Below are 24,695 nucleotides of genomic sequence, written 5' to 3'. Positions count from 1 at the left end.
ATAAAAGAGATATGAAAAAGCTAATTTTTGCTTGTGCTGCTTTACTGCTGATATTAAATGCTTGTAAGCGTGATGAATATTATCGTGATGGAGGCCTAGCCAATCCTGACTTTAATGGTAACATGCTTCAATATTTACAGGCTAAAAAAGTACCTTTTGATACCATAGCCAAAATTGTAAAACTGGCGGGTTTAGAAAGTACCTTTTCAAATGAGGACTTTACTTTTTTTGCGCCTGATGATGAGGTAATTAAAAAAACAATCGGGACAATTAGAACTGATGGATTAAATAACCTACTTTTTTACGCAGGAAAAGATACCGTTAAAACGCTGGATCAGATTAGTCCGGTAATCTGGAGGAGATATCTGCAACGTTACATGTTTAAGGGTGTGAATAGGTTAAAGGATTATCAGCAAATCGATTTTGATGTTAAGAGTGTTTATCCGGGCGGTTTGTATTATTCTCTTGGTGGTAATATCTCAAATATTGGAGTAACCTATGCTACCGCGAACAATATCAAATATATCGGGTACCGCCAATTAAACTTAACTTATATCCCCGATGCTTCAAAACCTAATGATAATTGGTACATCAACAAGGTGGCATCATCTGATATAAAACCTACCAATGGCATTGTACACACTTTGGCCTATAATGACATAAGAGGCGGCGCTTATTTTGGCTTTAACGAGAGTGATTTTTTTAGTGATGTATATTTTAGCGGTTTAGCTCCTTCTGATCCCTCAAAATAAGTCATAACTGGTTTTACCTCAAGAAATTAAATAATGAAAAAAATTAAATTTATATTCACAATAATCACTTTGATTGCTTTCAGCTTTCAAGGATGTAAAAAGGCAGATGATGTAATCCCTGACCCTTATGCTGATGCTAAATCGCCATTAGGCGTGGCCATTTCGCAAACTGATGTCCCAGTTCCTGCTGTTGGGATTGTAGGTACATCTGTAGTCATCAAAGCTTCTGGCTTTGATAAATATAAAGATCGATTAACCTTTATGTTTAACGGCGAAAAGGCCGAGGTAATTAGCGTTACGGCCACAGAAATTACCGTTAAAGTTCCGGAAAGCGGAAGTACGGGCGTAACATCAATCGCTATTGGCGATCAGTTATTTATTGGGCCAACTTTTACCGTAACCGGGCTCATGCAGATTGATCCTACTTTTAAAGCTATAGCAGGTACCAACGGTTATGTAAGTCAGGTATACGAAATGCTTGATGGAAGGAATATCGTAGTTGGTAATTTTACCAATTTTGATAATAAAGGAGGTGTGGTTCCCATTAACCGGATCGCAAGAACATCATTAGATGGAGAATACGATCGTACTTTCCGTACAGGGCGGGGAGCTAACGGGACTTTAGCCAGGATTGTAGAAATTGGTGGGCGTTTTATTGTAGCAGGTGGTTTTACCGGATTTAACCAGCGTACAGAAAATATCAGCAACATTACCAGTTTGTTCACCAGCGGAGCAATAGACACCATAAAAATTCAAACCAAAAGAAAGCCAACAGTCACTGATACCATTACGCAGAAATGGTTTCCGAGGTTTAACGGCGGTACAAATGGTTTTATTAACCGTGTATACGCACACCAGGGAAAAATTTTAGCAACCGGCGATTTCAGGTATTATGTAAAAAGAACTTACGATAAGTTTAATTACGATTTATCGAGGGATACGGTCATATTGGACAGTACAGAAATCCGCCAGATTTTGCGCTTTAATTTAGATGGTAGTCTTGATAAAACATTCCGTTTCAACACCGCTACCAATAAAGGAAAAGAAAGTGCAAACGGACCTGTGGATACTTACATGCATACTGAGGCAGAGAAGCTGGAAAAACTGGTTGTGTTTGGTAATTTTACCACTTTCGATGGTCAGCAAGCTAACCGCATTGTGAGGTTAAATGCTGATGGAAGTATCGATCCTACTTTTACATCAGGTACAGGCGCCGATAATGCCATATATTCTTGTACTTATAATGTAACAACAAAAAAATATGTGATTACCGGAAGTTTTACCCGTTATAATGGTAAAGCAGTAGTAGGTGTTGCGGTTTTAAACGATAATGGAACTTTAGATGAATCATTCGCATCGCTCTCCTTCGAAGGTGGGCAAGCTAATTTTGCCAAACAGCTTAATAATGGGTTAATTGTAGTAAGCGGGTATTTTATTAAATACAATGGCATCACCAGAAATGGGTTTATGGTTTTAACACCAACAGGAACATTGGCAAAAGGATACAATTCTACAGGTCCTTTTAATGGTAGCCTATCCGATGTGATCGAAACGAAATCGGCAGATGGTAAAAAAGCACTATTGCTAATAGGTAGCTTTAGTCGTTTTGATAATTTACCATTATACAACATTATTAGGGTAACTATCGAATAACAGATTAAGCTAACCAGAATATAAATTAAGATGAGTATGATGAAAAAATATAAATTATTGATTGGCTTAATCGCAACAATAATTACCACGGCCATATTTTCTTGTAATAAAGAATTCGAAAGAACTATTGGAGATAAGAATGCCAGTGATACCACAACTGTTAAATACGGAAACCGTAAGGTACTTTATTTAGTTGTCGATGGAGCCAGGGGGCAATCGGTTTTAGATGCAAATACACCAAATATTGATGCTATTTTACCGCACGCTATCTACACATGGGTAGGGTTAAGTGATCCTGAAGCAACTGCAAGTGCAACCAATTGGGCAAACATGTTAACCGGGGTTAAAAAAGAGAAGCATAAGGTTACCACCGATGCATTAACGAATAACAATCTGCAGAATTACCCAATTATCTTCAACAGGATTAAAGAGGCAAGTGCAAAATCGAAAATCGTTACCTATACCTCATCAGCGGTTTTTAAATCGTTAAATACAGGAGCTGACGTGACTAGCCTGTTGGCAGATGATGATGCTGTTAAAGCCGGATTGATCAGCAATTTAACAAGTGATACTGCAACGGTTATTGTAGGCCATTTTACGGGGGTTAATGCGGCAGGTGCTGCATCAGGATATGATGTTTCTTTTCCAGCTTATAAAGCAGCTATCGAAAAATTCGATACTTCCGTAGGTGAAATCCTCGCGGCACTAAAAAAACGTCCTGATTATAACAATGAGCAATGGCTGGTGGTTATTGCATCAAGTGCAGGCGGGCAATATACCTTACCCTCAAATGCCGATGACCAAACTATTTTTAGCCAGCCAAAAGTAAATTCGTTTGTAATTTATTATGCACCAACCTACAACAAACGAATTTTAACAAAGCCATTTACGGGTAACAGGTATTTAGGCAAAACAATCCGTTTTAAAGGGGAAGATGTGAGGGCACAGGTTGATGCTGCTGACGCAAACGTTTACAATATAGATGACACTACAAAAGTGACCATTGAACTTAAGGTTAAAAAGAACGAAGACAAATTCTTCTGGCCAAGTGTTTTAGGTAAACGTAATGAGTGGTCTGGTGGCCATCCGAGTGTAGGCTGGGTTATTTATTTAGAAGAAGACTATTGGTATTTTGAGTGGCGGGGCACCAAAGATGGAGATTACCACCAATGTAGGGGTGGGAGTTTTGCCAAGGGGAAATGGACAAATTTAACGGCAAAAATAGAGGTACGTAATGGACAAAGGTTTGTTCGTACCTATACCAATGGTAGCTTTAATAATGAGCTCGAAATTACAGGTTCAGGTTCATTGGCAAATTCTAATCCTTTAAAACTGGGATTTTTAAACGGAAACGGACACGGAGTACCAGATGTATATGTAAGTGATATCCGCTTTTTTAAATTTTCTGTTCCGGACGGAATGATCGGCAACTATGCCTGTCAAACTTCAATAGACCAAAGTCATCCATACTTTAATTTTCTGGTAGGGTATTGGCCCGCAACAGATGGTAATGGTGATATCATGGCAGATTTAAGTTCTCAGGCACATGATTTTAAATTTCAGGGAAACTATGCCTGGGAGAGTTTTAACGATTTAATCTGCCCTCCGGCACCAGAAACACTGGCCATATTTGTTCCTCAAACATCAGATATACCTGCACAGATTATAAATTGGTTAAAGATTGCCAATAAACAAATATGGGGGCTTGATGGCCGGGTTTGGTTAGATCAATAACAGATTTGCTGATTATTTAAAATATCATAAAATGAAGAAAATTATATATATCGCATTGATAAGTTTAGCCATAATTGGTGTTTATTCTTGTCGCAAATCACAAATAGATGATTTAAAATTGCCAGATCCTAATACCAGAAGTGTAACAGGGGAAGGTATCGTTGCCGGAAACGTTTCCATAGATAACGAATACATTAAAGTTCCTTTTAAAATTTCTTTAACGGGCGTTGCAGAAGAGGCCTTTCAGGTAGGTTTAACTTTAAATAACGATACTGTTACGCAGTTAATTAATAATGGAACCATTACAAATGCGATCCTAATGCCGTCTGCAGGGGTAGAATATCCTAATGTGATCAACGTGGCTTACGGAACCGATAAGAGCGAAGGCGTTGCTATTGTTCGCCGGTCAGTATTGGAGCGCAATTATGGTAAAAAAGTGGTTTTCGCCCTAAAGCTTTCGGCTCCCGGCAAAGGAAATAAGATTGCCGCTGGCCAATCTACCATCATGGTTATTATCAATACTGCCGATCTGTTAAAACCCACCGATCTGCACTATTTAACTTTAAATGGCGGTGGTACCTATAATGTAGTATATCAGGGCAATTACATTGTAGGCCCTGCCGGGGTAACGATTCCACTGATTGTAAGTTTAGAAAACCAACCATCAACAGCTTTCAATATTAAAATCAAGGAAAACATAGATACCATTGCTACTTTAGTTGGCAGGGGAACTTTGCCCGCAGATGCAATCCATTTGGCTGCTAAAGATTATAGCGTTGATACTTTGGTTCGGTTTGCCACGGGAGCTTCGAGTGCGATCGTCAGACTTCAGATCCCATGGCCGGTTTTCGATGCCAACATTGTTGCAAATAAGAAATTTGCATTCGCCTTCAGTATTAACGAGGCAAGCAATCATGTAATTCACCCAACTAACAGCAAATTAATAGTGATTGTAGATCCTAATGTAAATTTGGATAATAACTCTTACATCACCGGAAACGGTACTGGTTTAACAGCAAAATATTATACCAATACCCAATTAGATCCGGATGATGGACGCGCGCCATTTAAAACCAGAATTGATGAGCAAATTAACTTTAGTGGGGATAGTTGGCCAGATAGTGTGTACGTTAATACAAAAAGTAATTCTTTGAGCCGAGATAACTTTGCGACCAGGTGGACAGGCGAGTTTTTGGCGCCAGTTCGTGGTACCTATACTTTTTATCAAACCCGCTGGGATGATGGTGCCAGACTATATGTTAATGGCGTAGCGTTAGTAGACGATTACACTACCCAATGGGATAAAGATACACGTAAGGGCACCATATTTTTAGAACGTGGTAAAAGATATAAAATAGAAGCACATCACCGCGAAAATGTAGGTGGGCAGCAGGCTTATCTTGAAATTGAAGTGCCGAATATTTTATCCAAAAGGGTAATACCAAAATCTCAATTATTTCCAACACCTTAAATATTAATCAGATATGAAAAATAACGTAAAAAAATTACTCAGTATTCTATCTCTTTTAATACTTATTGTAATGACAACAGTAAAGTGTAAGAAAGATGCAGAAGAGGTTGTTCCGGTGGTGGACGAACCTAAACCAACAGCAGGTTTTTCGTACGTAAGGCCGGATACTGTAAAATTCTTAGAGTACCAGTTTACGGGTAGCTCGACAAATTACAAAACTTTGTTGTGGCAATTCGGAGATGATAGTACCTCTGTTTTGGTTAATCCAAAACATACCTATCGTTTCCCCGGCAAATATAAAGTAACCTTAACCACCAGAAACAGCCAGGGCTATTCGGCCGCAAAAGAAGTGCTTTTAAATATTGTAGATCCAAATTTCGATCCAACAAAAATTGGAGAGAATTATATGCAGACGGTTGGTGGCATATTTTCGGTAAATTTAGAAGCCGGTGCCGGACCTAATTCTGATGAGGGATCGAAAAAACTGGTTGATGGCGACATCACGACCAAATTTTTGCAGGCAGGTTTTGATGGTACGCAAAGATGTACTTTCGAACTTGCAACCCCACAGGTTGTTGGTGCTTATACTTTAACTTCGGGAAACGATGCTGAAGATAGAGACCCTAGATATTGGATTTTACAGGGATCAATAGATGGTATTCAGTATACCGATTTACATACCGTAACCACTTGCCCGTGGGCAAACTCTAATGAAAGACGCGTTACCAAAAGGTATTATTTCGACAACTTTGTTGCCTATAAATTCTATCGTCTTTATATTAAAGCAAACAGAGGAAGCAGGGTTTTCCAATTATCCGAATGGACCATTAACAAAAAACAGCCTTAGTTTATATAGGTTTTATGCACAATTTGAAAGATACATGGAGCTTAAAAACTTCATGTATTTTTTTGAGGGCTCATTTTAAATGTCATTTAGACAATTAAAAAAATGTCTTCACTTGCAAATTAAATTATATTTTATACTTTAGTAAAACGTTTAACTAAAGTTAAATCTAACCAAAATATACAATCGGATTTCAACACACACATACAAATGATGAACAAAACCAACACTTTTAAATTTATAGGCGTACTCGGCTGCATGTTTGCAGGCAGTTTGCTGAAGGCCCAGGAGCGGAAAGCCCCGGCTTATCCCTTAATTACACACAATACCTATTTCAGTATCTGGTCTACCACGGATAAATTAAACGAATCTTCTACCCAACACTGGACGGGAGCTGATCACTCTCTTTTAGGAATGATTAATGTTGACGGTGGTATTTATCGGTTTTTAGGTAAAGAAACTACCACTTATAGAACGGTTGTACCTGCTTCCGACGAAAAAGCTTACGAAGTTAAATATACTGAAAGTGAGCCACAGGGCGATTGGAAGGCGGAAAATTATAGCGCCACCAACTGGCAAACAGGTGCTACGCCAATTGGTGATGATGAAAAAAATGTAAAAACCGTTTGGAAATCGCATGATATATGGGTGAGGAGAGCCTTTAATGTCGCTAACCCGGCATCAATAAACGAACTGTTTTTAAAGATTAATCATGATGATAATATTGAGGTTTACCTGAATGGAAAGAAAATCTACACGAAAGAAGGCTGGACCAATAACTTCCAATATATTGCCTTAAGCAATAGCGATAAAAATGCTTTAAAGGCAGGGTCTAACGTAATCTCGATCCATTTAATTAACACTGCTGGCGGCCGCTTTCTCGATTTTGGTTTAGTAGAAAAGCTAAAAGACAAAGCAGAAAAAGTACAGCTGGCTAAACAAAAAAGTGTTGATATCAATGCCACGCAAACCATTTATAACTTTACCTGTGGTAAGGTCGATTTAAAATTAACTTTTACCTCTCCCTTGTTAATGAACGATTTGGGTTTGTTTGCACGTCCGGTTTCTTACGTTTCCTATCAGGTAAAAGCAAATGATGGTAAAACGCACCAGGTAAAAGTGTATTTAAGTGCTTCTTCTAACATTGCAGTTTACCGTCCTACACAAGAGGTTGCCGCAACCAAGTACGCAACAGCTAAATTATCAGTATTGAAAACAGGAACGGTAGAGCAGCCAGTTCTTCAAAAAGCAAGTGATGATATGCGAATTGACTGGGGTTATTTTTACGTGGCTGCGCCAAAAACCGGCAATGCCATCCAGTTTGTAACGGCCGAAAAAGATGCTGCCGATGCTTTTAGAAAAGGCAATTCCGCTTCAACCGTTAAACAAGGCAAAATGCTTGCATTGAATACTGTTATCCCCTTCGGAACAGTGGGTAAAGCTGCGGTAGAAAAATATGTTGAATTAGGCTATGACGAAATTTATAGTGTTCAATATTTTAACAAAAATTTAAGACCATGGTGGAATACCTCAGGTAAAGAAACCATTGAATCACAGTTAACGGCTGCGGCTGATGAATACAAAACGGTGATCCGGAAATGCGAGACTTTTAACAAAAATTTATATGCCGATGCCTTAAAATCGGGTGGTAAAGAATATGCTGATTTATGCGTTTTAGGTTACCGCCAGAGTATTGCAGCACATACTCTGGCAAAGAGTCCGCAAGGAGAGATTTTATGGTTATCTAAAGAAAATAACAGTGGTGGTTTTATTAATACCGTCGATGTAACTTACCCTTCGGCACCATTATACCTGATTTATAATCCAGAGTTATTGCAAGGCATGTTGAACGGTATTTTCTATTTCAGCGAAAGTGGAAAATATCCTCATCCCTGGGCAGCCCACGATCTGGGTACTTACCCCTTAGCCAACGGACAAACCTATGGCGAGCCAATGCCGGTTGAAGAATCGGGCAACATGATTATTTTAACTGCGGCGATTGCCAAAGCACAGGGAAATGCCAATTACGCTAAAGCACACTGGAAAACCTTAACCACCTGGGTTGATTATTTAACCAAAGAGGGCTTAGATCCAAAAACACAGTTATGTACCGATGATTTTGCTGGTCACCTTGCCCGTAATGCCAACTTATCGGTAAAAGCTATTGTGGGTATAGCCTGTTATGCCCAGATGGCACAAACATTAGGTTATAATGAAGTAGCTAAAAAATATAGGGATATTGCTGAAAGTATGGTGCCAAAATGGATAGAAATGGCCGATGCAGGCGATCACTATGCTTTAACTTTTGATAACAAAAATACCTGGAGCCAGAAGTATAACCTGGTTTGGGATAAGGTTTTAAATTTAAATTTGTTCCCTCAAAAAATATATGATACCGAAACCAAATATTACCTGACGAAACAAAATAAATACGGTATCCCATTAGATAGTAGAAAGGCCTACACTAAAAACGACTGGATCTTGTGGACCGCTACTTTTGCACCAACACAAAAAGAATTCGAAGCTTTGATTCATCCTGTTTACAAGCATGCTATCGAAACTGACTCTAGAGTGCCTTTGAATGATTTTTATGATTCAAATACTGGTATTCGCGATAACTTTAAAGCCCGCAGTGTAGTGGGTGGCTTTTACATGAAAATGCTTGCCGATAAATTAAATAGTAAATAAGATCTCATCTCCTTTAAATTAACAATCAAAGGTTCTGCATTAATTTGCAGGACCTTTTTTTCCCATCATGCCCTCCATTCCCCTCTTTTAAAGGGGTGTCAGCAGGACGGGGCATTTTTTATCCTATCGATTGGTGTCTCACCCACCGAAATTAAAGATATCTTGTTAGAAATGATTGGCTTGTGGTTCCTGGCTGGTTTTATCCTATCGGTCGGTGTCTCACCGACCGAAGTAAAAGATATCTTATTAGGAAATGAGTGGCTTGTGGTTTCTGGCTGGCTTTAGTCCCGCCATTCGCTATAGCTCCGATAGAAACATCGGAGGCTGCCGCTGCTGTCGGGTTTAGGAACAATGGTTTCTGCACATAGCAACCCCAAAAATGAAATGCTATTTTGCCCAATAGCCCCGGTTGAAGCGGTACCCTGCAACGACCGAGGTACGAGGAAGTGAAGCGTACAAGCGTAAAACGGGAAGGCATTTATTGCTCTGCAGAGGCCTTGCGCTCCATATAATGGAAATAGGCACTTTTAAATTATCCTATCGGTCGGTGTCTCACCGACCGAAGTAAAAGATATCTTATTAGGAAATGAGTGACTTGTGGTTCCTGGCTGGTTTTGTCCCGCCATTCGCTATAGCTCCGATAGAAAACCTGTGAAACAGGCAAGCACACCAAAATATAACATAAATCGGTGCTTAATCGGATGCTGCCGCTGCTGTCGGGTTTAGGAACAATAGTTTCTGCACCCTGCAACCCCGAAAATGAAATACTATTTTGCCCAATAGCCCCGGTTGAAGCGGTACCCTGCAACGACCGAGGTACGAGGAAGTGAAGCGTACAAGCGTAAAACGGGAAGGCATTTATTGCTCTGCAGAGGCCTTGCGCTTCATATAATGGAAATAGGCACTTTTAAATTACGAAATTCATGTATTAAACATCAATCATTAAAACTCAAACTCCAGCTGATTACTTTCTGGCTTTTCTATCTCCACATCATCATAAAACCGCGATAAGGTAATACCCAACAACCTGACTTGTGTTACGCCAATAGCTGCCTCTTCCAGAAGTTTAATCGCCTCTGCATAAATTACCTCAGCTTTGTTTATCGGTATAGCAAAAGAACGGCTGCGCGTAATGAGTTTAAAATCGGCGAACTTGATTTTTAGGGTTACCGTTTTCCCACTTAGCTGGTATTTTTCCAAACGTTTGGCCACGGTTTCACTAATCTGTTTCAGCAGATCGTGCATCACCGAATCTTCATTGGTATCTTCTGAAAAGGTATCTTCTGCACCTACTGATTTGGTTTCGCGGTTTGACTGAACGGGGCGTTCATCAATGCCACGTACAATTTTATAATAAAACCTTCCCGATTTTCCGAACTGGGCAACAAGCTGGGCTTCAGTCAGTTTTTTTAAATCTGCACCCGTATTAATTTGCATGGCCTTCATTTTGGCGCCGGTAACTTTGCCTACACCAAAGAATTTCTCTACCGGGAGTTTTTCCATAAAAGCTTCAATCTTCGATGGACCAATGAAAGTCAAACCATCAGGTTTGTTCATGTCTGAAGCTACTTTAGCCACAAATTTATTGATCGATACACCTGCTGAAGCCGTTAGGTTTAACTCATTTTTAATTGCATCCTTAATCGATTGTGCTATATCAATGGCCGATCCAATTCCGAGTTTGTCTTCTGTTACATCAAGGTAAGCTTCATCCAGCGAAAGGGGTTCTATGACATCCGTATAGCGGCTAAAAATTTCCCTAAGCGCTTTCGAAACCGCAGTATAAGCATCAAAACGAGGATAGACGAAAATTGCTGTCGGACAAAGCTGGTAGGCTTTACTGCTCGACATCGCAGAGCGGATTCCATATTGCCTGGCTTCATAACTGGCTGTAGAAACGACACCACGACTATCTGGCTTACCACCAACCACTAAAGGCTTTCCACGGTATTCCGGAAAATCGCGTTGCTCTACAGATGCATAAAAAGCATCCATATCGATATGAATTATTTTTCTTAAAACTGGTGGAGTTGAATCAGACATGCAATGATCTAAATTTCGTGATTTTTATCAGGATTATTGATTTAGATTTTTTTCTTTACAAAATATGGAGAGAGCAATTCGTTTTTATAAAAATGCAAAACACGAATGGTATGCCGATATACCTGAATGGGGAGGGGCTATTGAAGATCTACAAATGGTAGAGGGTGCCGACGAACTGTTAAACTGGATAGCTGCTGCCGAAAATGAATGTAAATTATTAATGGCCGATGAGCAAATACAAAATGCCGAAATTTTAGATCTTGTTTATGCACGCGAAGAGAATTTAGGCGGGGGTGGCGACTATCTGTTAGAAAAATTTAGAGGAGAATTTAAGAACCATAAAATTTGGCTTTGCCATGTAACGGAGTTTGTTTTTAAACAATTGCCTGAAAGGATTTATTTTAAGGAAATTGAATAACAAGATTTTGAGCGAGGCTAAATTTATGGAGGCAGCGCTCTCCATTTCGCTTCAGTTGGTATAACGATCGTTCCGGAAAGCCATACATGCTAAACCTTATGCCTTTATCTAATCCAACAATGTTTCTACCCTATTCAGTAAAGAATCCATCTCAAATGGTTTTTCCATAAAATCATTTGCACCAGCATCCAGTGCAGATTGTCTGATGTCTCTGCTAGCCGAGATCATTAAGATAGGAATTTCCTTAAATTGAGGGTCGTTTTTAAGCTGCTTGCAGATATCTCTCCCATCATGACCGCTCATCCAGATATCGAGCAGAATCAAATCTGGCCTATTTTTTACCGCATCTATTACTGCTCCGCCATCATACGTAAAGTCAACATCATAACCCATCACTTCCAAAATCATTGTTATAGCATCAACAATCCCTTCGTCGTCATCGGCGATGAGTATTTTTTTGTTCCCCATTTTGTAATTTTATTTCAAATAGTTTTGTTTTTCAATCGGTTAATGAGAAGATGATTAATATCGATAGATTATTAATGCGGCAAAGATGCTTTTTGTTTTAAAAAAACGAATATTTATTTAAAGAATTTTATGGCAAATATTGACTATTGTCAATTGATAAAGTATAGCTGTTTTATTCCCGCAGTAGTGAATTAACTGATAATTTATTTTACATGCCAGATATTCGTACATTAATATTTTATATTTACAGCGTTTATTCAAATTAATTGGGTTTAATAGCCAAAAATGGATAGTATTAATATTAAGAAGTTAGCAGAGGCGTTAAATTTATCTACTTCTACAATTTCGAGGGCTTTTAGGGATAATAGCGACATTAATGGCGCTACGAAAGCGCTTATATTAGCCAAGGCGAAAGAGTTAAACTATCAGCCTAACCATTATGCCAGTAATTTAAGGGAGCAAAAAAGCAAAACTATTGCCGTTATTGTACCCGAGCTCGCCAATAATTATTTCTCGCAGGCCATTCATGGTATCGAACGTGTGGCAAGAGAAAATGGTTACCATATTTTGATTTACGTAACCGATGATGATTATCAAAAGGAAGTAACTTTCATTCGCCACTTACACAATGGCAGAGCCGATGGCATTATCATGTCCGTTTCCGGAGAAGCCAATGATCATAATTACCTCAATAAATTTGGCACTAAAAGGCTGCCGCTGGTATTTTTTGATCGTATTTATGAAGACATAGCTACCCCAAGGGTAATTACAAATGATTATAACAGCAGTTTTCTGGCAACGGAACACTTAATAGAGCAGGGTTGCAAAAGAATTGCTTACCTGGTGGTGAATAAAAGTTTATCTATTGGTAAAACCCGTATGCAGGGCTACCTTGATGCACTGGCCAAACATCAGATTCCTTTCGAAGAAAATTTGATTGTAGACTGCAGCAACAGTTACGAAGAAAACAGCATTATCATAAAACATGCTTTAATGCAATTGAAACCTGATGGTGTTTTTACCTCGGTAGAGCGTTTGGCCTTTGCCACCTATTATGCTTGTTACGATCTCCACATCAACATTCCCGGAGATTTAAAGGTGATCAGTTTCTCCAGTTTGGAAATTGCTCCTTTGTTAAATCCTTCACTTACCACCATCACCCAACCCGCAATTGAAATTGGAGAAGAAGCGGCTAAATTATTGTTTACTGTTTTGGATGATCATGCCGATAAAAACCAGGCAAATGAGGTGGTTTTAGAGTCCAAAATTATCAAGCGGAATTCGACCAATAAATAGGTGAAAAAAGGCCAGGAAAACCACCTTGTTTTTGGTCTTAAATTTTCAAAAAGATCTTCACTTAGTGTAAAATAAGCAGAATTGCGACTCATTTTCGGGAACGTTCCCGAAAATGGCTTAAATTTTTATACAATTTTTTCGGGAACGTTCCCGAAAAATACTCCAAAAAGGCTTAGTGTAATAATTACACTTTAAAATCAAATTTAATGTTTGTAATATATTTATAATCAATAAATTAAGTAATTAACAATTAATTAATGTGGTTTTTTAGGTTTGTCTAAAAGTCTGATTTTGCGAAGTTTTTGAAGCCCCGTTTTTTATCCGAAATATATTTTTTAAATAAATTTTGAAATATCATTAACAGCTGTAAATTAGGCCTATGTGTAAATCACTATAATATTTAACCAAATTTTTATACTTAAACGAGCTTCAAATATGAGAGTATTTTACCTGTTAAAACAGGGGCTTTTGGTGCTGTTAGTTTTTTCAGCATTAATGGTAAAAGCACAAACCGGATCGGTATCTGGTAAAGTGCTTGATGAAACCGGCCTGCCACTACCTGGCGCTTCTGTAGTTGTTAAAGGAACAACAAGAAGTACATCAACCGATGCCAATGGTAATTTTAAACTGGCAGGGTTATCGGATGGTTCGATAACGCTATCAGCAAGTTTTATCGGCTATCAAACCCTTGATAAAGCCGTAAGCATTTCAGCAAATGCTACTGTTAATTTTCAATTGGTGCCTGATGCACAAAAACTGAACGAAGTGGTGGTAATTGGTTACGGTACGGCTGAAAAGAAAAACCTAACCGGTTCTATCACTACCGTAAATTCGAAAGATTTTCAAAAGGGTACCATTACTACACCTGAACAATTGATTCAGGGTAAGGTAGCTGGCGTAAACATCATCTCAAATAGTGGTCAGCCAGGGGTAGGAAGTACCATCCGTATCCGTGGAGGTGCTTCACTTAATGCCAGTAACGATCCGCTTATCGTAATTGACGGGGTTCCCTTCAGTGGTAACTCTATTGGTAATGCGCCAAGTCCATTATCATTGGTTAACCCTAACGATATCGAAACCTTTACCGTTTTAAAGGATGCAAATGCAACAGCTATTTATGGTTCGAGGGCATCAAACGGGGTAATTTTAATCACCACCAAAAAAGGTGCGTCAGGTGCTCCGGTGTTTAACTTTAGCACCAACAATTCTATTGCTACGGTTGCTAAAAAGGTTGATATTCTTTCTTCAGGTCAGATCCGCGATTTCGTAAACGCGAACCCAAATGCAAGTTATGATGATGGTAAAAAATTCACCTCATTATTGGGCGGCTCGAATACCGATTGGCAGGATGAAATTTATCAGAATGCATTTTCTACTGATAATAGTTTAAGCATTGCAGGCTCGTTTAAAGGCGTTCCTTACCGTGTTTCTGCTGGTTATTTAGATCAACAAGGTCTTTTAATTAGCGATCATTTTTCTCGTGGTACCGGTGCAATCAGCATTTCGCCAAAATTATTCCAGGATCATTTAAAAATCGACTTAAACTTAAAAGGTGCTTTAACCCAGTCGCATTTTGCTAATGCTGGTGCTGTTGGCGCAGCTATTCAGTTCGATCCAACACAATCGGTAAACGCAAACAATAACTTTGGTAACTATTTTGAATGGTTAAGAAGCGATGGTACGGTAAACCCGAATGCACCGCGGAATCCGGTAGGTTTAATCAGGTTGAACGATAATAACGGTAATGCCGAAAGAAGTTTTGGTAATGCACGTTTCGATTACTCTTTCCACTTTTTACCAGAATTGCATGCCAATTTAAATTTAGGTTACGATCTGTCTAAAGGTTATGGTGAGGTTCGTATCCCGGTTTATGCCGCACAAAGCATTTCAACTTCAGGATCATACACCCATTCTTTGAATACAGAAACAAACAAACTTTCTGAGTTTTACTTAAACTATGCACACACGGTAGAAAGTATTAAAAGCCGTTTTGATGTAACTGCAGGTTACGGATATTACGATAACTCAAAAACCGGTTTCAACTTTACTTCTTACAAAGGAACCGGCGAAGTTTTGGTAACTCCTGTTTTCCCTTTCTCTACCGATCGTGATAAATTGCTTTCTTACTACGGAAGGTTTATTTACACTTTGGCCGATAAATATATTTTATCCGGAACATTAAGGGCTGATGCTTCTTCTAAATTCGCAGAGAAAAACCGTTGGGGTTATTTTCCTTCAGCTGCTTTTACCTGGAGAATTTCGAACGAGAATTTCCTGAAAAACAGTACATCAGTTTCTGATTTAAAACTCCGTTTAAGTTACGGTCAAACAGGTAATAAAGATGGTATCGGTTATTACGATTACTTATCTAAATATTATGCCAACAGCAATACCGGCCAATACCAGATCGGCAATACTTTTTACAACTATTATACGCCTGCAGCTTACGATCCTGATCTGAAATGGGAAACGACTACTACTTACAATGCAGGTTTAGATTATGGTTTTATGAAAGGTCGTTTATATGGAAGTATCGATGTGTACTACAAAAAAACCTCTGATCTTTTAAGCAAAATCAATATTCCGGTAGGTACAAACTTTAACAACGAGTTAACTACAAATGTGGGTAATATGGATGTTAAAGGTGTTGAGGGAAGTTTAAACTTCTCGGCAATCAAAACCGAAAACACCAGTTGGGATTTTGGTGTAAACATTGCGTACAACAAAAGGAAAGTAACCAATTTAACCTTAAATCCTGATCCGGCTTCTAAAGTTGGTGCGGGCGATATTACAGGTGGTACCGGTGTTACCTTAAAATACAATGCGGTTAACCAGATTCCAGGATCTTTTTTCGTATACAAACAGGTGTATAACGCGGATGGAAAACCTTTAGAAGGTGTTTATGAAGACTTGAATAAAGATGGCGTGATCAATACCAGCGATCAGTATTTTTATAAATCACCAGATCCAAACATTACCCTGGGTTTCAATACTTCTTTCTCTTATAAAAAATGGAGTTTTACAACATCACTCAGGGCAAACTTTGGCAATTACATATATGATAACGTTTCTTCAAACTTTGGTGTAAGGGCGAATATCTTGAGTCCGGCAGGTGTGATCAATAACGCATCTACAGATTTTCTGGCAACCAATTTCCAGAACAACCAGTTTTTAAGCGATTATTATATTAAAAACGCTTCATTCCTGAAAATGGATAATGCAGGTATTTCTTACAACGCCGGCAAGTTATCTAAAACCGGAACAGCCTCGTTAAGGATATCGGCAAACTGTCAAAATGTTTTTACCGTAACGAAGTATAATGGTATAGACCCTGAATTGAGCGGTGGTATTGATTATAACCTATATCCGCGTCCACGCACGTATACTTTAGGTTTTAATGTTGGTTTTTAATAAGGAGACAAAAAATGAAAAACTCATTTAAAATAATATTGGCATCAGGTGTTTTATTGTTGTCATTAAATTCATGCAAAAAGGAGATTTAAACGTATTGCCCACCAACGATGTTACTGCGGCAACCGTTTATGCTACTCCGGCAGGTTATAAACAAGGTTTGGTTAAACTATATGCAGCTTATGCATTAACCAGTTCTACCGGATCGGATAATAGTGATATTGGTGGATTGAACTCGGGTTTTGCAGATTTCCTGCGTTTATTCTGGACTTCACAAGAGCTGGTAACCGATGAGGCGATCTGTGCCTGGGGAGATACTGGTATTCCGGAATTGGATTATGGTACACCAAGTGTGGATAATCAATTTTTAAGGGGATTATACTCGAGAAGTATTTTACAGATCACGGTTTGTAATGAATTTCTTCGCGAAAGTACACCTGAGAAATTAGCTTCGCGCAACATTACGGGTACCGATGCTGCAGATATTGCCAAATACCGTGCAGAAGCCCGTTTCTTACGTGCTTATCAATATTGGGTGCTTTTAGATGCCTTTGGTAATCCGCCTTTTGTTACCGAAAATGATGAAATCGGTAAAGTAGCCCCAAAACAAATTCAGAGAGCGGCTCTTTTTACTTATATCGAATCAGAACTAAAAGCAATTGAGGGTGATTTAGCCAATGCCCGTGGCAACGAATATGGTCGCGCAGATAAAGGTGCTGACTGGGCGCTACTGGCCAGGTTATATTTAAATGCACAGGTGTATACCGGCACTGCAAAATATACCGAAGCCGTTACTTACTCAAGCAAGGTAATTGCTGCAGGTTATAGCTTAAAATCCAATTATATGGATCTTTTTAAAGCAGATAACAACATCAACAATACCGAAAACATCTTAACTATTAATTATGATGGCATAACAGGTACCAATTATGGAGGCACCACATTCCTGATCAATGCAGGCATTAATGCCGATATGGGTACAGCCTCTTATGGTGTGCCAAATGGTGGTTGGGGCGGTAACAGGACCCGTCAGAATTTGCCTGCACTATTCCCAGATGCAAATGGAACTTTAGATAAACGCGGTACTTTTTTCGGTGCGAAAAATACAGTGGATGAAATTGGTGTGTTTACAGATGGATTGCGTGTTACAAAATTCAAAAACATCATTGGTACAAGTACCATACCGCCATCATTAAATGGAACATTCAGCTCTTTGGATTTTGCCATTTTCCGTTTGGCTGAACAGTATTTGATTTACGGAGAAGCTGTTGCCCGTGGCGGTTCAGGTGGCGATGCAGGGAAAGCACTCGAATATGTTAATGCCTTACGTCAACGTGCTTATGGCAATGCGTCAGGTAATCTGACTCCGGCTGCCTTAACTGTCGATTTTTATTTGGATGAGCGTGCCCGCGAATTATACTGGGAAGGTCACCGCCGTACCGATTTGGTGCGTTATGGTAAATTTACCGGTGGTACTTACTTATGGCCGTTTAAAGGTGGGGTTAAAGCCGGAACTTCCATTCCAGCTTACCGCAACATCTATCCGATTCCGGCGGCAGATTTAATTGCCAATCCGAATCTGGTTCAAAACACAGGTTATTAATCTTAATATTTTAATAAGATATGAAATCAATATTTTTCAAAACCTTGGCCCTTTGCTTTATAGCACTATCGCTTTGGTCGTGTAAAAAAGACGAAACCCAAACGGTTTCAACTATTGGGGCAGCAGGCACACTAACTGCTTCTACTACTAACTTAAGTTTAGTGCAGGCAAACGGTGCGCAGGCCGCATTAACATTAAGCTATCCACTGGCTACTTCATCAGGTTATGTGGTGCCGGTTAACTCCACCCTACAGTTCGCTTTAAAAGGCACCAATTTTGCTGCTCCAAAAGAAGTAGTGGTTAACACAAAAACCTATGCCCCAACCGTAACCGAAATCAACAACATGATTTTGGCTTTAGGTGGCAAAGTTGGCGTTGCTGCCCAGGTTGAAGTGAGGTTGAAATCGGGCGCAGCCGTAAACGATTTAACTTACTCAAACGTGATCACTTTAACCGCTACACCTTATTTAGCTTCAGCATGGATTTATGCTCCGGGAGCTTATCAGGGCTGGGATCCTAACACTGCTGACAGTTTAATTTCGTTATCAAGCAATGGTATATACACCGGAATGATTGCTTATACTGCCGGAAACCTGGAGTTTAAAATTACACCTGCCAAAAAATGGGATGTTGCCTATGGCGACGCAGGTGCGGGTAAAATCAGCAGTAGCGCAGGCGATAACCTAAAATCACCAGATGCTGTAGTGAAACAGGTTACAGTTGATTTAAATGCTAAAACCATAGTTTTTTCAACACCGAACGAATGGTCGATTATTGGAGACGCAACTTTGGGCGGGTGGAACAATGATACGGATATGAAAGTGGTAAATGATGGAAAATCAAATAATTACTCCATTAAAACAACCTTAACCACTGGTGCATTGAAATTCAGGTTCAAACACGATTGGACCGTTAATCTTGGTGGTAGCATAACTGCTTTAACCAATGGAGGCGATAACATTGCCGTAACCGCTCCCGGAACTTATACCATCACTTTAGATGTAGCTGCAAAAAAAGCTACAATGGTTAAAAACTAATTCTTATTACCTGCCCTGCAGTTAAGTACTGCAGGGCTTTTTTTAAATCTTTAAAGTTTTAGCATGAACAGATCTCATACCCATCCAAATTATCCGTTTCCAGTTCATAATCATACTAATACTTCCTTTTTAAAAAGGGTAACAACCATTTTGACCCTTCTGGTTGTCTTGCTAACAAACAATCTCTTTGCCCAAAAGCTGGAACGGGTAGAACCGATGTTCTGGTTTACAGGCATGCACAATCCAAAATTGCAATTGCTGGTTCATGGCGAAAACATTGCTTCAAGCTCGGTTTCCTTAACTTATCCGGGAGTAAAACTCGTAAAGGTTAACAAAGTTGAAAACCCGAACTATATATTTCTTGATTTAATAATTGCTCCCGCGGCCAAAGCCGGAAAATTCCCGATTAACTTTGCCGTTAATGGAAAAAAGATATTTACTTACACCTACGAATTAAAAAACCGTGATAAAAGCGCGGGCAGGATTCAGGGTGTAACCAACAAAGATTTTATTTACCTGCTCATGCCCGATCGTTTTTCGAACGGCGATAAAAGCAACGATATGGTGCAGGGCTTAACCGAAACCGCATTAAACCGCGACAGTATGTATTACCGACATGGTGGCGATATCCAGGGCGTAATCAATCACCTCGATTACCTGAAAAATTTAGGAATTACGACCGTTTGGATGACGCCAGAGATAGAAAATGACATGCCACATGCTTCATATCATGGCTATGCGGTAACCGATCACTACAGAATAGATCCACGTTATGGTACTAACGCACTTTACAAGAAATACGTAGAAGTGGCGCATGCCAAAGGACTAAAAGTAATAAAAGATATTGTACACAACCACATTGGTACCCAACATTGGTTTTATAAAGATTTACCAATGAAAAGCTGGTTAAACCAATGGCCAAAATATACACAGACCAGTTACCGCGATCAAACGGTAATGGATATCCATGCATCAGCAGCCGACCGCAAGCAGATGTTGGATGGCTGGTTTGTACCTTCAATGCCCGATTTAAACCAACGTAACCCTTTCGTACAAAATTACCTGACCCAAAACCACATCTGGTGGATAGAATATGCTGGTATTGATGGTTTACGTTTGGATACTTATGGATACAATGATCCGGCTTACATGGCCGATTGGGCTGTAAAAGTGCAGGCAGAATTTCCACACTTATCTGTTTTTGGTGAAACATTGGTAACCGCGGTGGCTAACCAGGCTTTCTTTACTGGTGGCAATACCGTGAACCGCGGTTTCGATACCCATTTACAGGGCATTACTGATGCTACTTTAAAAGATGCGATTTATGAAGGAATAAACGGCAAAAATGGTTGGGTAGATGGCATTAACCGTTTATACGCAACTTTGGCGCATGATTTTCTTTACAAAAACCCAAACACCAATTGCATCTTTTTAGATAATCATGACATGAGCCGTTTCTATTCGATGGTTGGTGAAGATTTCGATAAATACAAAATGGGAATGAGTATCTTGTTAACTATGCGCGGCATTCCGCAAATGTATTACGGAACCGAAATTTTAATGAAAAATTTCTCCAATCCAGATGGATTAATCCGTTCTGATTTTCCTGGGGGATGGGAAGGCGATAAAAAAGATAAATTCATAGCCGATGGCCGTACAAACAAAGAAAACGAGGCTTTCAACTTTGTAAAAACCTTAGCTAATTTCCGCAAAAACAGTCCGGCATTGCAAACAGGTAAATTGATGCAGTTTGTGCCACAGGATGATATTTATGTTTATTTCCGTTACAATGCAGAACCAAAAGGCACTGTAATGGTTATTGTAAACAATACAGAGAAAGAAAAGCCATTAAATACAGATCGCTTTGCAGAAAGAACAACAGGAATTACTTCCGCGAAAAATGTAATTACAGGCGAAAACATCGAATTTAAAAACATTAAAGTACCCGCTAAAACAACGTTGGTATTGGAATTAAGATAGCGAAAAGTAAAAGATTGAGGTTTTTAAGACGTAGAACTTACATCTTGATACTCAATACTCATTACTTGATACTAAAAAATATAACAAAGATGCAAGATAATATCCACTCAGAACCTTCCTCCTTACATCTTACACCTTCTGCCCCAATAAAGGCTTGTCTTTTCGACCTTGATGGTGTGCTGGTAGATACTGCGGTTTACCATTATAAAGCATGGAAACGTTTGGCTAATACCATGGGTTTTGATTTTAGTGAAGAGCAGAACGAGCAGTTGAAAGGTGTTAGCCGGGTAGAAAGTTTGAACAAGATTTTGGCCTGGGGCGGCGTAGAGAAAACTGATGATGAGAAAGAAGAACTGGCCACTTTGAAAAACAGTTGGTATGTAGATATGATTACAAAAATGACGCCTGCTGAAGTTTTGCCCGGAACGGTTGATTTTTTAACCGAAATACACAAAGCAGGTTATAAACTGGCATTGGGCTCAGCAAGCAAAAACTCAGGAATCATTTTAGAAAAAACAAATCTAGCCCATTTCTTCGATGAAATAGTTGATGGAAACATGGTAACCAAATCAAAACCAGACCCCGAGGTATTTTTAAAAGGTGCCGAACTTTTAGGTTTTAAACCTGATGAATGTGTGGTTTTTGAAGATGCCGTTGCAGGCGTAGAAGCAGCAAAAAGAGGCGGAATGAAAGCCATCGGTATCGGCGAAAAAGCGTGCTTAGCCAGGCAGATCTGGTAGTAAGCGGATTAGATAAATTAACAGTTAAAGACCTAGAAGAATTGTAAAGGAGTAGCAAGTATTAAGTAGTAAGTATCAAGTAGTAAATTTATCTTGATACCCGATTCTAATTACTTGATACTAGTTACTCGCTACTTGATACTAAATATGAAAAACTACATTAAAGCAGATGAGTGGAATATTATCGAAGAAGGCTTTGATCCACATTTAAATAAAATTTCGGAAAGTATTTTCAGCCTGGGCAATGGTCGCATGGGGCAGCGAGCCAATTTTGAAGAAACCTATACCGGAGAAACTCTGCCGGGCAATTATGTTGCAGGTGTTTATTATCCCGATAAAACCCGTGTGGGATGGTGGAAAAACGGTTATCCGGAATATTTTGCAAAAGTGTTAAATGCAGCAAACTGGGTAGGTATCGAAGTGAAAATCGATGATGAAATCCTGGATCTGGCAACAGCTGAAGTGAGCGATTTTAAACGTGTGCTGAACATGCATGCCGGATATCTGGAGCGTAGTTTCACCGCGAAATTAAAAAGTGGTAAAACCCTAAAAGTTAAATCGACACGTTTTTGCAGTATAGCTGATGATGAAGTTGGCGCTATCCGTTACAACATTACGCCGCTGGATTTTGATGGAAAATTAACTTTAACACCTTTTATTGATGGTGATGTAAAAAATCAGGACAGTAACTACGATGAAAAATTCTGGGACATGGTTGCTGATGAAATTTCAGGAACGGAAGCCTACATCAAATTAAGGACAAAGAAAACTGAATTTGAGGTTTGCACCGGAAGCAACATCGAACTGTATAAAAATACAGAGAAATTAGACATTAACCCAGAAGCTGTCCGCAAAGAGAAATTCGTCGGACAAACTTTTTCGGTAGAGGTTAAACTTAACGAAGAAATTACTTTAATTAAAATTGCGGCGAATTTATCTTCAGAAAATTACCCTAAAGAATCACTTTTAAAAGAAACCAAATCAGTAATTGCCAAAGCATCTGCTAAGGGGTTTAATACTTTATTAAAAGAACAAGGCGAAGCCTGGGCAGGCAAGTGGGAAGAAAGCGATATCATTATCGAAGGCGACGTTTCAGCTCAACAGGCTATTCGTTTTAATATTTTTCAACTTTTTCAAACCTATACCGGTAAAGATGACCGATTGAACATTGGTCCGAAAGGTTTTACCGGAGAGAAATATGGTGGCTCAACTTATTGGGATACCGAAGCTTATTGTGTGCCTTTTTACCTGGCAACTGCTCCACAGGAAGTAAGTAAAAACCTGTTGGTATATCGCTATAAACAATTAGGTAAAGCCATAGAAAATGCGGAGAAATTAGGTTTTAAAAATGGTGCGGCATTGTATCCAATGGTAACGATGAATGGTGAAGAATGCCATAATGAGTGGGAAATTACTTTCGAGGAAATCCACCGTAATGGTGCCATTGCCTTTGCCATTTTTAATTACATCCGTTATACTGGCGATGAAAGCTACCTTTCTGATTTCGGTTTAGAAGTATTGATTGGTATTGCCCGTTTTTGGAAACAACGCGTTAACTGGAGCAACGATAAACAGCAATATGTAATGCTTGGCGTAACCGGACCAAACGAATATGAGAACAATGTAAACAACAACTGGTACACTAACATTTTGGCAACCTGGTGTATGAAATATGCTACCGAAGCCGCCGAAATTGTAAAGGCACAACAGCCAGAAAAATATAACAGCTTGTTAAAAAGTTTAAACTTCGATCAAAAAGAATTTACCGATTGGGCTGATATTATCGACCAGATGTATTATCCGCAGGATGAAAAACTAGGTATTTTCTTACAGCAGGATGGTTATTTAGATAAGGAACAAACTTTGGTGAAAGATCTGCCAGCGAGCGAAAGGCCGATTAACCAAAAATGGAGCTGGGACAGGATTTTACGTTCGTGTTTTATTAAACAGGCTGATGTTTTACAGGGCTTATATTTCTTTGAAGAAGATTACGATCTGGATACATTAAAACGCAACTTCGATTTTTATGAGCCGCGTACGGTACACGAAAGTTCGTTATCACCTTGCGTTCACAGTATTTTGGCAGCCAAATTAAACGACGAAGCCCGCGCTTACGAATTCTACTTACGTACTGCACGTTTAGACCTTGATGATTATAATAACGATACTGAGGATGGTTTACACATCACCTCGATGGCAGGAACCTGGATGAGTGTGGTAGAAGGTTTTGCAGGCATGCGTGTGCGCGACGGTAAATTGCATTTTAATCCTTTCTTGCCAGGCAAGTGGAAGTCTTTTTCGTTTACCATTGGCTTCAGAGGAGCTACCTTAAAAATTAATATCACCGAGAGCGGCATCAGCATTAAAAACCACGCAGCTATTGATTTGGAAATCGGTATCAGAAACCAGCTTTATAAATTGGCCGGAAATACTGAAATTGAAGTAAATAATACAGAGTTGGTATGAGAAAGGTAAAGGGTGTAAAGGTTGAGGGTAGAGGGTTAAAATCTAAAACTTTATCTGATGGAAGATGTTATTCTGCTCAAAGCTTATCCGT

At 39.2% G+C, this 24,695-nt stretch carries 16 protein-coding genes; 14 read left to right on the top strand and 2 right to left on the bottom strand.

Translation table 11 applies throughout. The features are described 5' to 3' along the window. The first annotated feature begins 11 nt into the window (after positions 1 to 11). From ACQ86H_RS25425 to ACQ86H_RS25400, 6 genes are all read left to right on the top strand, one after another. Positions 12 to 752, top strand: coding sequence for a fasciclin domain-containing protein (locus ACQ86H_RS25425; RefSeq protein ID WP_431292902.1), 741 nt, complete (start codon positions 12 to 14; stop codon positions 750 to 752). Positions 753 to 785: 33 nt separating this feature from the next. Further along, positions 786 to 2,405 (top strand): DUF5008 domain-containing protein, encoded by a 1,620-nt coding sequence (locus tag ACQ86H_RS25420; RefSeq protein WP_431292901.1) that lies wholly within the window; start codon positions 786 to 788, stop codon positions 2,403 to 2,405. Between the two features lie 36 nt (positions 2,406 to 2,441). Continuing rightward, on the top strand, positions 2,442 to 4,139 hold the full coding sequence (locus ACQ86H_RS25415) for an alkaline phosphatase family protein (RefSeq protein WP_168202554.1): 1,698 nt from the start codon (positions 2,442 to 2,444) through the stop codon (positions 4,137 to 4,139). A gap of 31 nt (positions 4,140 to 4,170) precedes the next feature. Then, on the top strand, positions 4,171 to 5,610 hold the full coding sequence (locus ACQ86H_RS25410; protein ID WP_138819856.1) for a PA14 domain-containing protein: 1,440 nt from the start codon (positions 4,171 to 4,173) through the stop codon (positions 5,608 to 5,610). A gap of 13 nt (positions 5,611 to 5,623) precedes the next feature. Then, positions 5,624 to 6,457: a PKD domain-containing protein gene (locus tag ACQ86H_RS25405; RefSeq protein WP_138819858.1), complete on the top strand. Its 834-nt coding sequence runs from the start codon at positions 5,624 to 5,626 to the stop codon at positions 6,455 to 6,457. 255 nt (positions 6,458 to 6,712) lie between these two features. Beyond that, entirely contained in the window at positions 6,713 to 9,142 is a 2,430-nt protein-coding gene (locus ACQ86H_RS25400; protein WP_371717081.1) for a glutaminase family protein, read from the top strand. A gap of 942 nt (positions 9,143 to 10,084) precedes the next feature. Here ACQ86H_RS25400 and dinB read toward each other — a convergent pair. Then, positions 10,085 to 11,185, bottom strand: a complete 1,101-nt coding sequence (gene dinB / locus ACQ86H_RS25395) for a DNA polymerase IV (RefSeq protein ID WP_431292900.1) — start codon at positions 11,183 to 11,185, stop codon at positions 10,085 to 10,087. Positions 11,186 to 11,249: 64 nt separating this feature from the next. On the opposite strand from dinB, the gene ACQ86H_RS25390 reads away from it, so the two are divergent. Beyond that, positions 11,250 to 11,603 (top strand): DUF6717 family protein, encoded by a 354-nt coding sequence (locus ACQ86H_RS25390; protein ID WP_138819862.1) that lies wholly within the window; start codon positions 11,250 to 11,252, stop codon positions 11,601 to 11,603. A gap of 108 nt (positions 11,604 to 11,711) precedes the next feature. Here the strand turns inward: ACQ86H_RS25390 and ACQ86H_RS25385 are convergent, their stop codons facing one another. After that, complete coding sequence (locus tag ACQ86H_RS25385) at positions 11,712 to 12,071, bottom strand: response regulator (RefSeq protein WP_138819864.1); 360 nt, start codon at positions 12,069 to 12,071, stop codon at positions 11,712 to 11,714. Between the two features lie 285 nt (positions 12,072 to 12,356). On the opposite strand from ACQ86H_RS25385, the gene ACQ86H_RS25380 reads away from it, so the two are divergent. The 7 genes from ACQ86H_RS25380 to ACQ86H_RS25350 all read left to right on the top strand — a co-directional run bounded on the left by ACQ86H_RS25380 (position 12,357) and on the right by ACQ86H_RS25350 (position 24,604). Next, the gene (locus tag ACQ86H_RS25380) at positions 12,357 to 13,367 is read left to right on the top strand and encodes a LacI family DNA-binding transcriptional regulator (protein WP_138819866.1); all 1,011 of its coding nucleotides are present in this window, start codon (positions 12,357 to 12,359) and stop codon (positions 13,365 to 13,367) included. Between the two features lie 435 nt (positions 13,368 to 13,802). Continuing rightward, on the top strand, positions 13,803 to 16,778 hold the full coding sequence (locus ACQ86H_RS25375) for a SusC/RagA family TonB-linked outer membrane protein (protein ID WP_138819868.1): 2,976 nt from the start codon (positions 13,803 to 13,805) through the stop codon (positions 16,776 to 16,778). A 73-nt stretch (positions 16,779 to 16,851) separates the two neighbouring features. After that, positions 16,852 to 18,381 carry a RagB/SusD family nutrient uptake outer membrane protein gene (locus ACQ86H_RS25370; protein ID WP_431292899.1) on the top strand — a complete coding sequence of 510 codons (1,530 nt, stop codon included), beginning with the start codon at positions 16,852 to 16,854 and terminating at the stop codon, positions 18,379 to 18,381. 20 nt (positions 18,382 to 18,401) lie between these two features. Beyond that, on the top strand, positions 18,402 to 19,418 hold the full coding sequence (locus ACQ86H_RS25365) for a SusE domain-containing protein (protein WP_431292898.1): 1,017 nt from the start codon (positions 18,402 to 18,404) through the stop codon (positions 19,416 to 19,418). A gap of 63 nt (positions 19,419 to 19,481) precedes the next feature. Further along, the gene (locus ACQ86H_RS25360) at positions 19,482 to 21,398 is read left to right on the top strand and encodes a glycoside hydrolase family 13 protein (protein ID WP_431292897.1); all 1,917 of its coding nucleotides are present in this window, start codon (positions 19,482 to 19,484) and stop codon (positions 21,396 to 21,398) included. 89 nt (positions 21,399 to 21,487) lie between these two features. Beyond that, positions 21,488 to 22,138, top strand: a complete 651-nt coding sequence (gene pgmB, locus ACQ86H_RS25355) for a beta-phosphoglucomutase (protein WP_431292896.1) — start codon at positions 21,488 to 21,490, stop codon at positions 22,136 to 22,138. Positions 22,139 to 22,285: 147 nt separating this feature from the next. Then, complete coding sequence (locus ACQ86H_RS25350) at positions 22,286 to 24,604, top strand: glycoside hydrolase family 65 protein (RefSeq protein WP_431292895.1); 2,319 nt, start codon at positions 22,286 to 22,288, stop codon at positions 24,602 to 24,604. Positions 24,605 to 24,695: the final 91 nt, after the last annotated feature.

Origin of the sequence: Pedobacter sp. P26 (genome assembly GCF_050632135.1) — a bacterium.
Classification (GTDB): domain Bacteria; phylum Bacteroidota; class Bacteroidia; order Sphingobacteriales; family Sphingobacteriaceae; genus Pedobacter.
The sequence above is the reverse complement of the archived record's forward strand: the minus strand, read 5'-3'. Positions and strand labels throughout refer to the sequence as shown.

What these genes read in the sequence shown, in the direction of transcription:
- ACQ86H_RS25425 (WP_431292902.1), top strand. Translation starts at nt 12, where the DNA reads ATGAAAAAGCTAATTTTTGCTTGTGCTGCTTTACTGCTGATATTAAAT.
- ACQ86H_RS25420 (WP_431292901.1), top strand. Translation starts at nt 786, where the DNA reads ATGAAAAAAATTAAATTTATATTCACAATAATCACTTTGATTGCTTTC.
- ACQ86H_RS25415 (WP_168202554.1), top strand. Translation starts at nt 2,442, where the DNA reads ATGATGAAAAAATATAAATTATTGATTGGCTTAATCGCAACAATAATT.
- ACQ86H_RS25410 (WP_138819856.1), top strand. Translation starts at nt 4,171, where the DNA reads ATGAAGAAAATTATATATATCGCATTGATAAGTTTAGCCATAATTGGT.
- ACQ86H_RS25405 (WP_138819858.1), top strand. Translation starts at nt 5,624, where the DNA reads ATGAAAAATAACGTAAAAAAATTACTCAGTATTCTATCTCTTTTAATA.
- ACQ86H_RS25400 (WP_371717081.1), top strand. Translation starts at nt 6,713, where the DNA reads ATGTTTGCAGGCAGTTTGCTGAAGGCCCAGGAGCGGAAAGCCCCGGCT.
- dinB (WP_431292900.1), bottom strand. Translation starts at nt 11,185, where the DNA reads ATGTCTGATTCAACTCCACCAGTTTTAAGAAAAATAATTCATATCGAT.
- ACQ86H_RS25390 (WP_138819862.1), top strand. Translation starts at nt 11,250, where the DNA reads ATGGAGAGAGCAATTCGTTTTTATAAAAATGCAAAACACGAATGGTAT.
- ACQ86H_RS25385 (WP_138819864.1), bottom strand. Translation starts at nt 12,071, where the DNA reads ATGGGGAACAAAAAAATACTCATCGCCGATGACGACGAAGGGATTGTT.
- ACQ86H_RS25380 (WP_138819866.1), top strand. Translation starts at nt 12,357, where the DNA reads ATGGATAGTATTAATATTAAGAAGTTAGCAGAGGCGTTAAATTTATCT.
- ACQ86H_RS25375 (WP_138819868.1), top strand. Translation starts at nt 13,803, where the DNA reads ATGAGAGTATTTTACCTGTTAAAACAGGGGCTTTTGGTGCTGTTAGTT.
- ACQ86H_RS25370 (WP_431292899.1), top strand. Translation starts at nt 16,852, where the DNA reads ATGCAAAAAGGAGATTTAAACGTATTGCCCACCAACGATGTTACTGCG.
- ACQ86H_RS25365 (WP_431292898.1), top strand. Translation starts at nt 18,402, where the DNA reads ATGAAATCAATATTTTTCAAAACCTTGGCCCTTTGCTTTATAGCACTA.
- ACQ86H_RS25360 (WP_431292897.1), top strand. Translation starts at nt 19,482, where the DNA reads ATGAACAGATCTCATACCCATCCAAATTATCCGTTTCCAGTTCATAAT.
- pgmB (WP_431292896.1), top strand. Translation starts at nt 21,488, where the DNA reads ATGCAAGATAATATCCACTCAGAACCTTCCTCCTTACATCTTACACCT.
- ACQ86H_RS25350 (WP_431292895.1), top strand. Translation starts at nt 22,286, where the DNA reads ATGAAAAACTACATTAAAGCAGATGAGTGGAATATTATCGAAGAAGGC.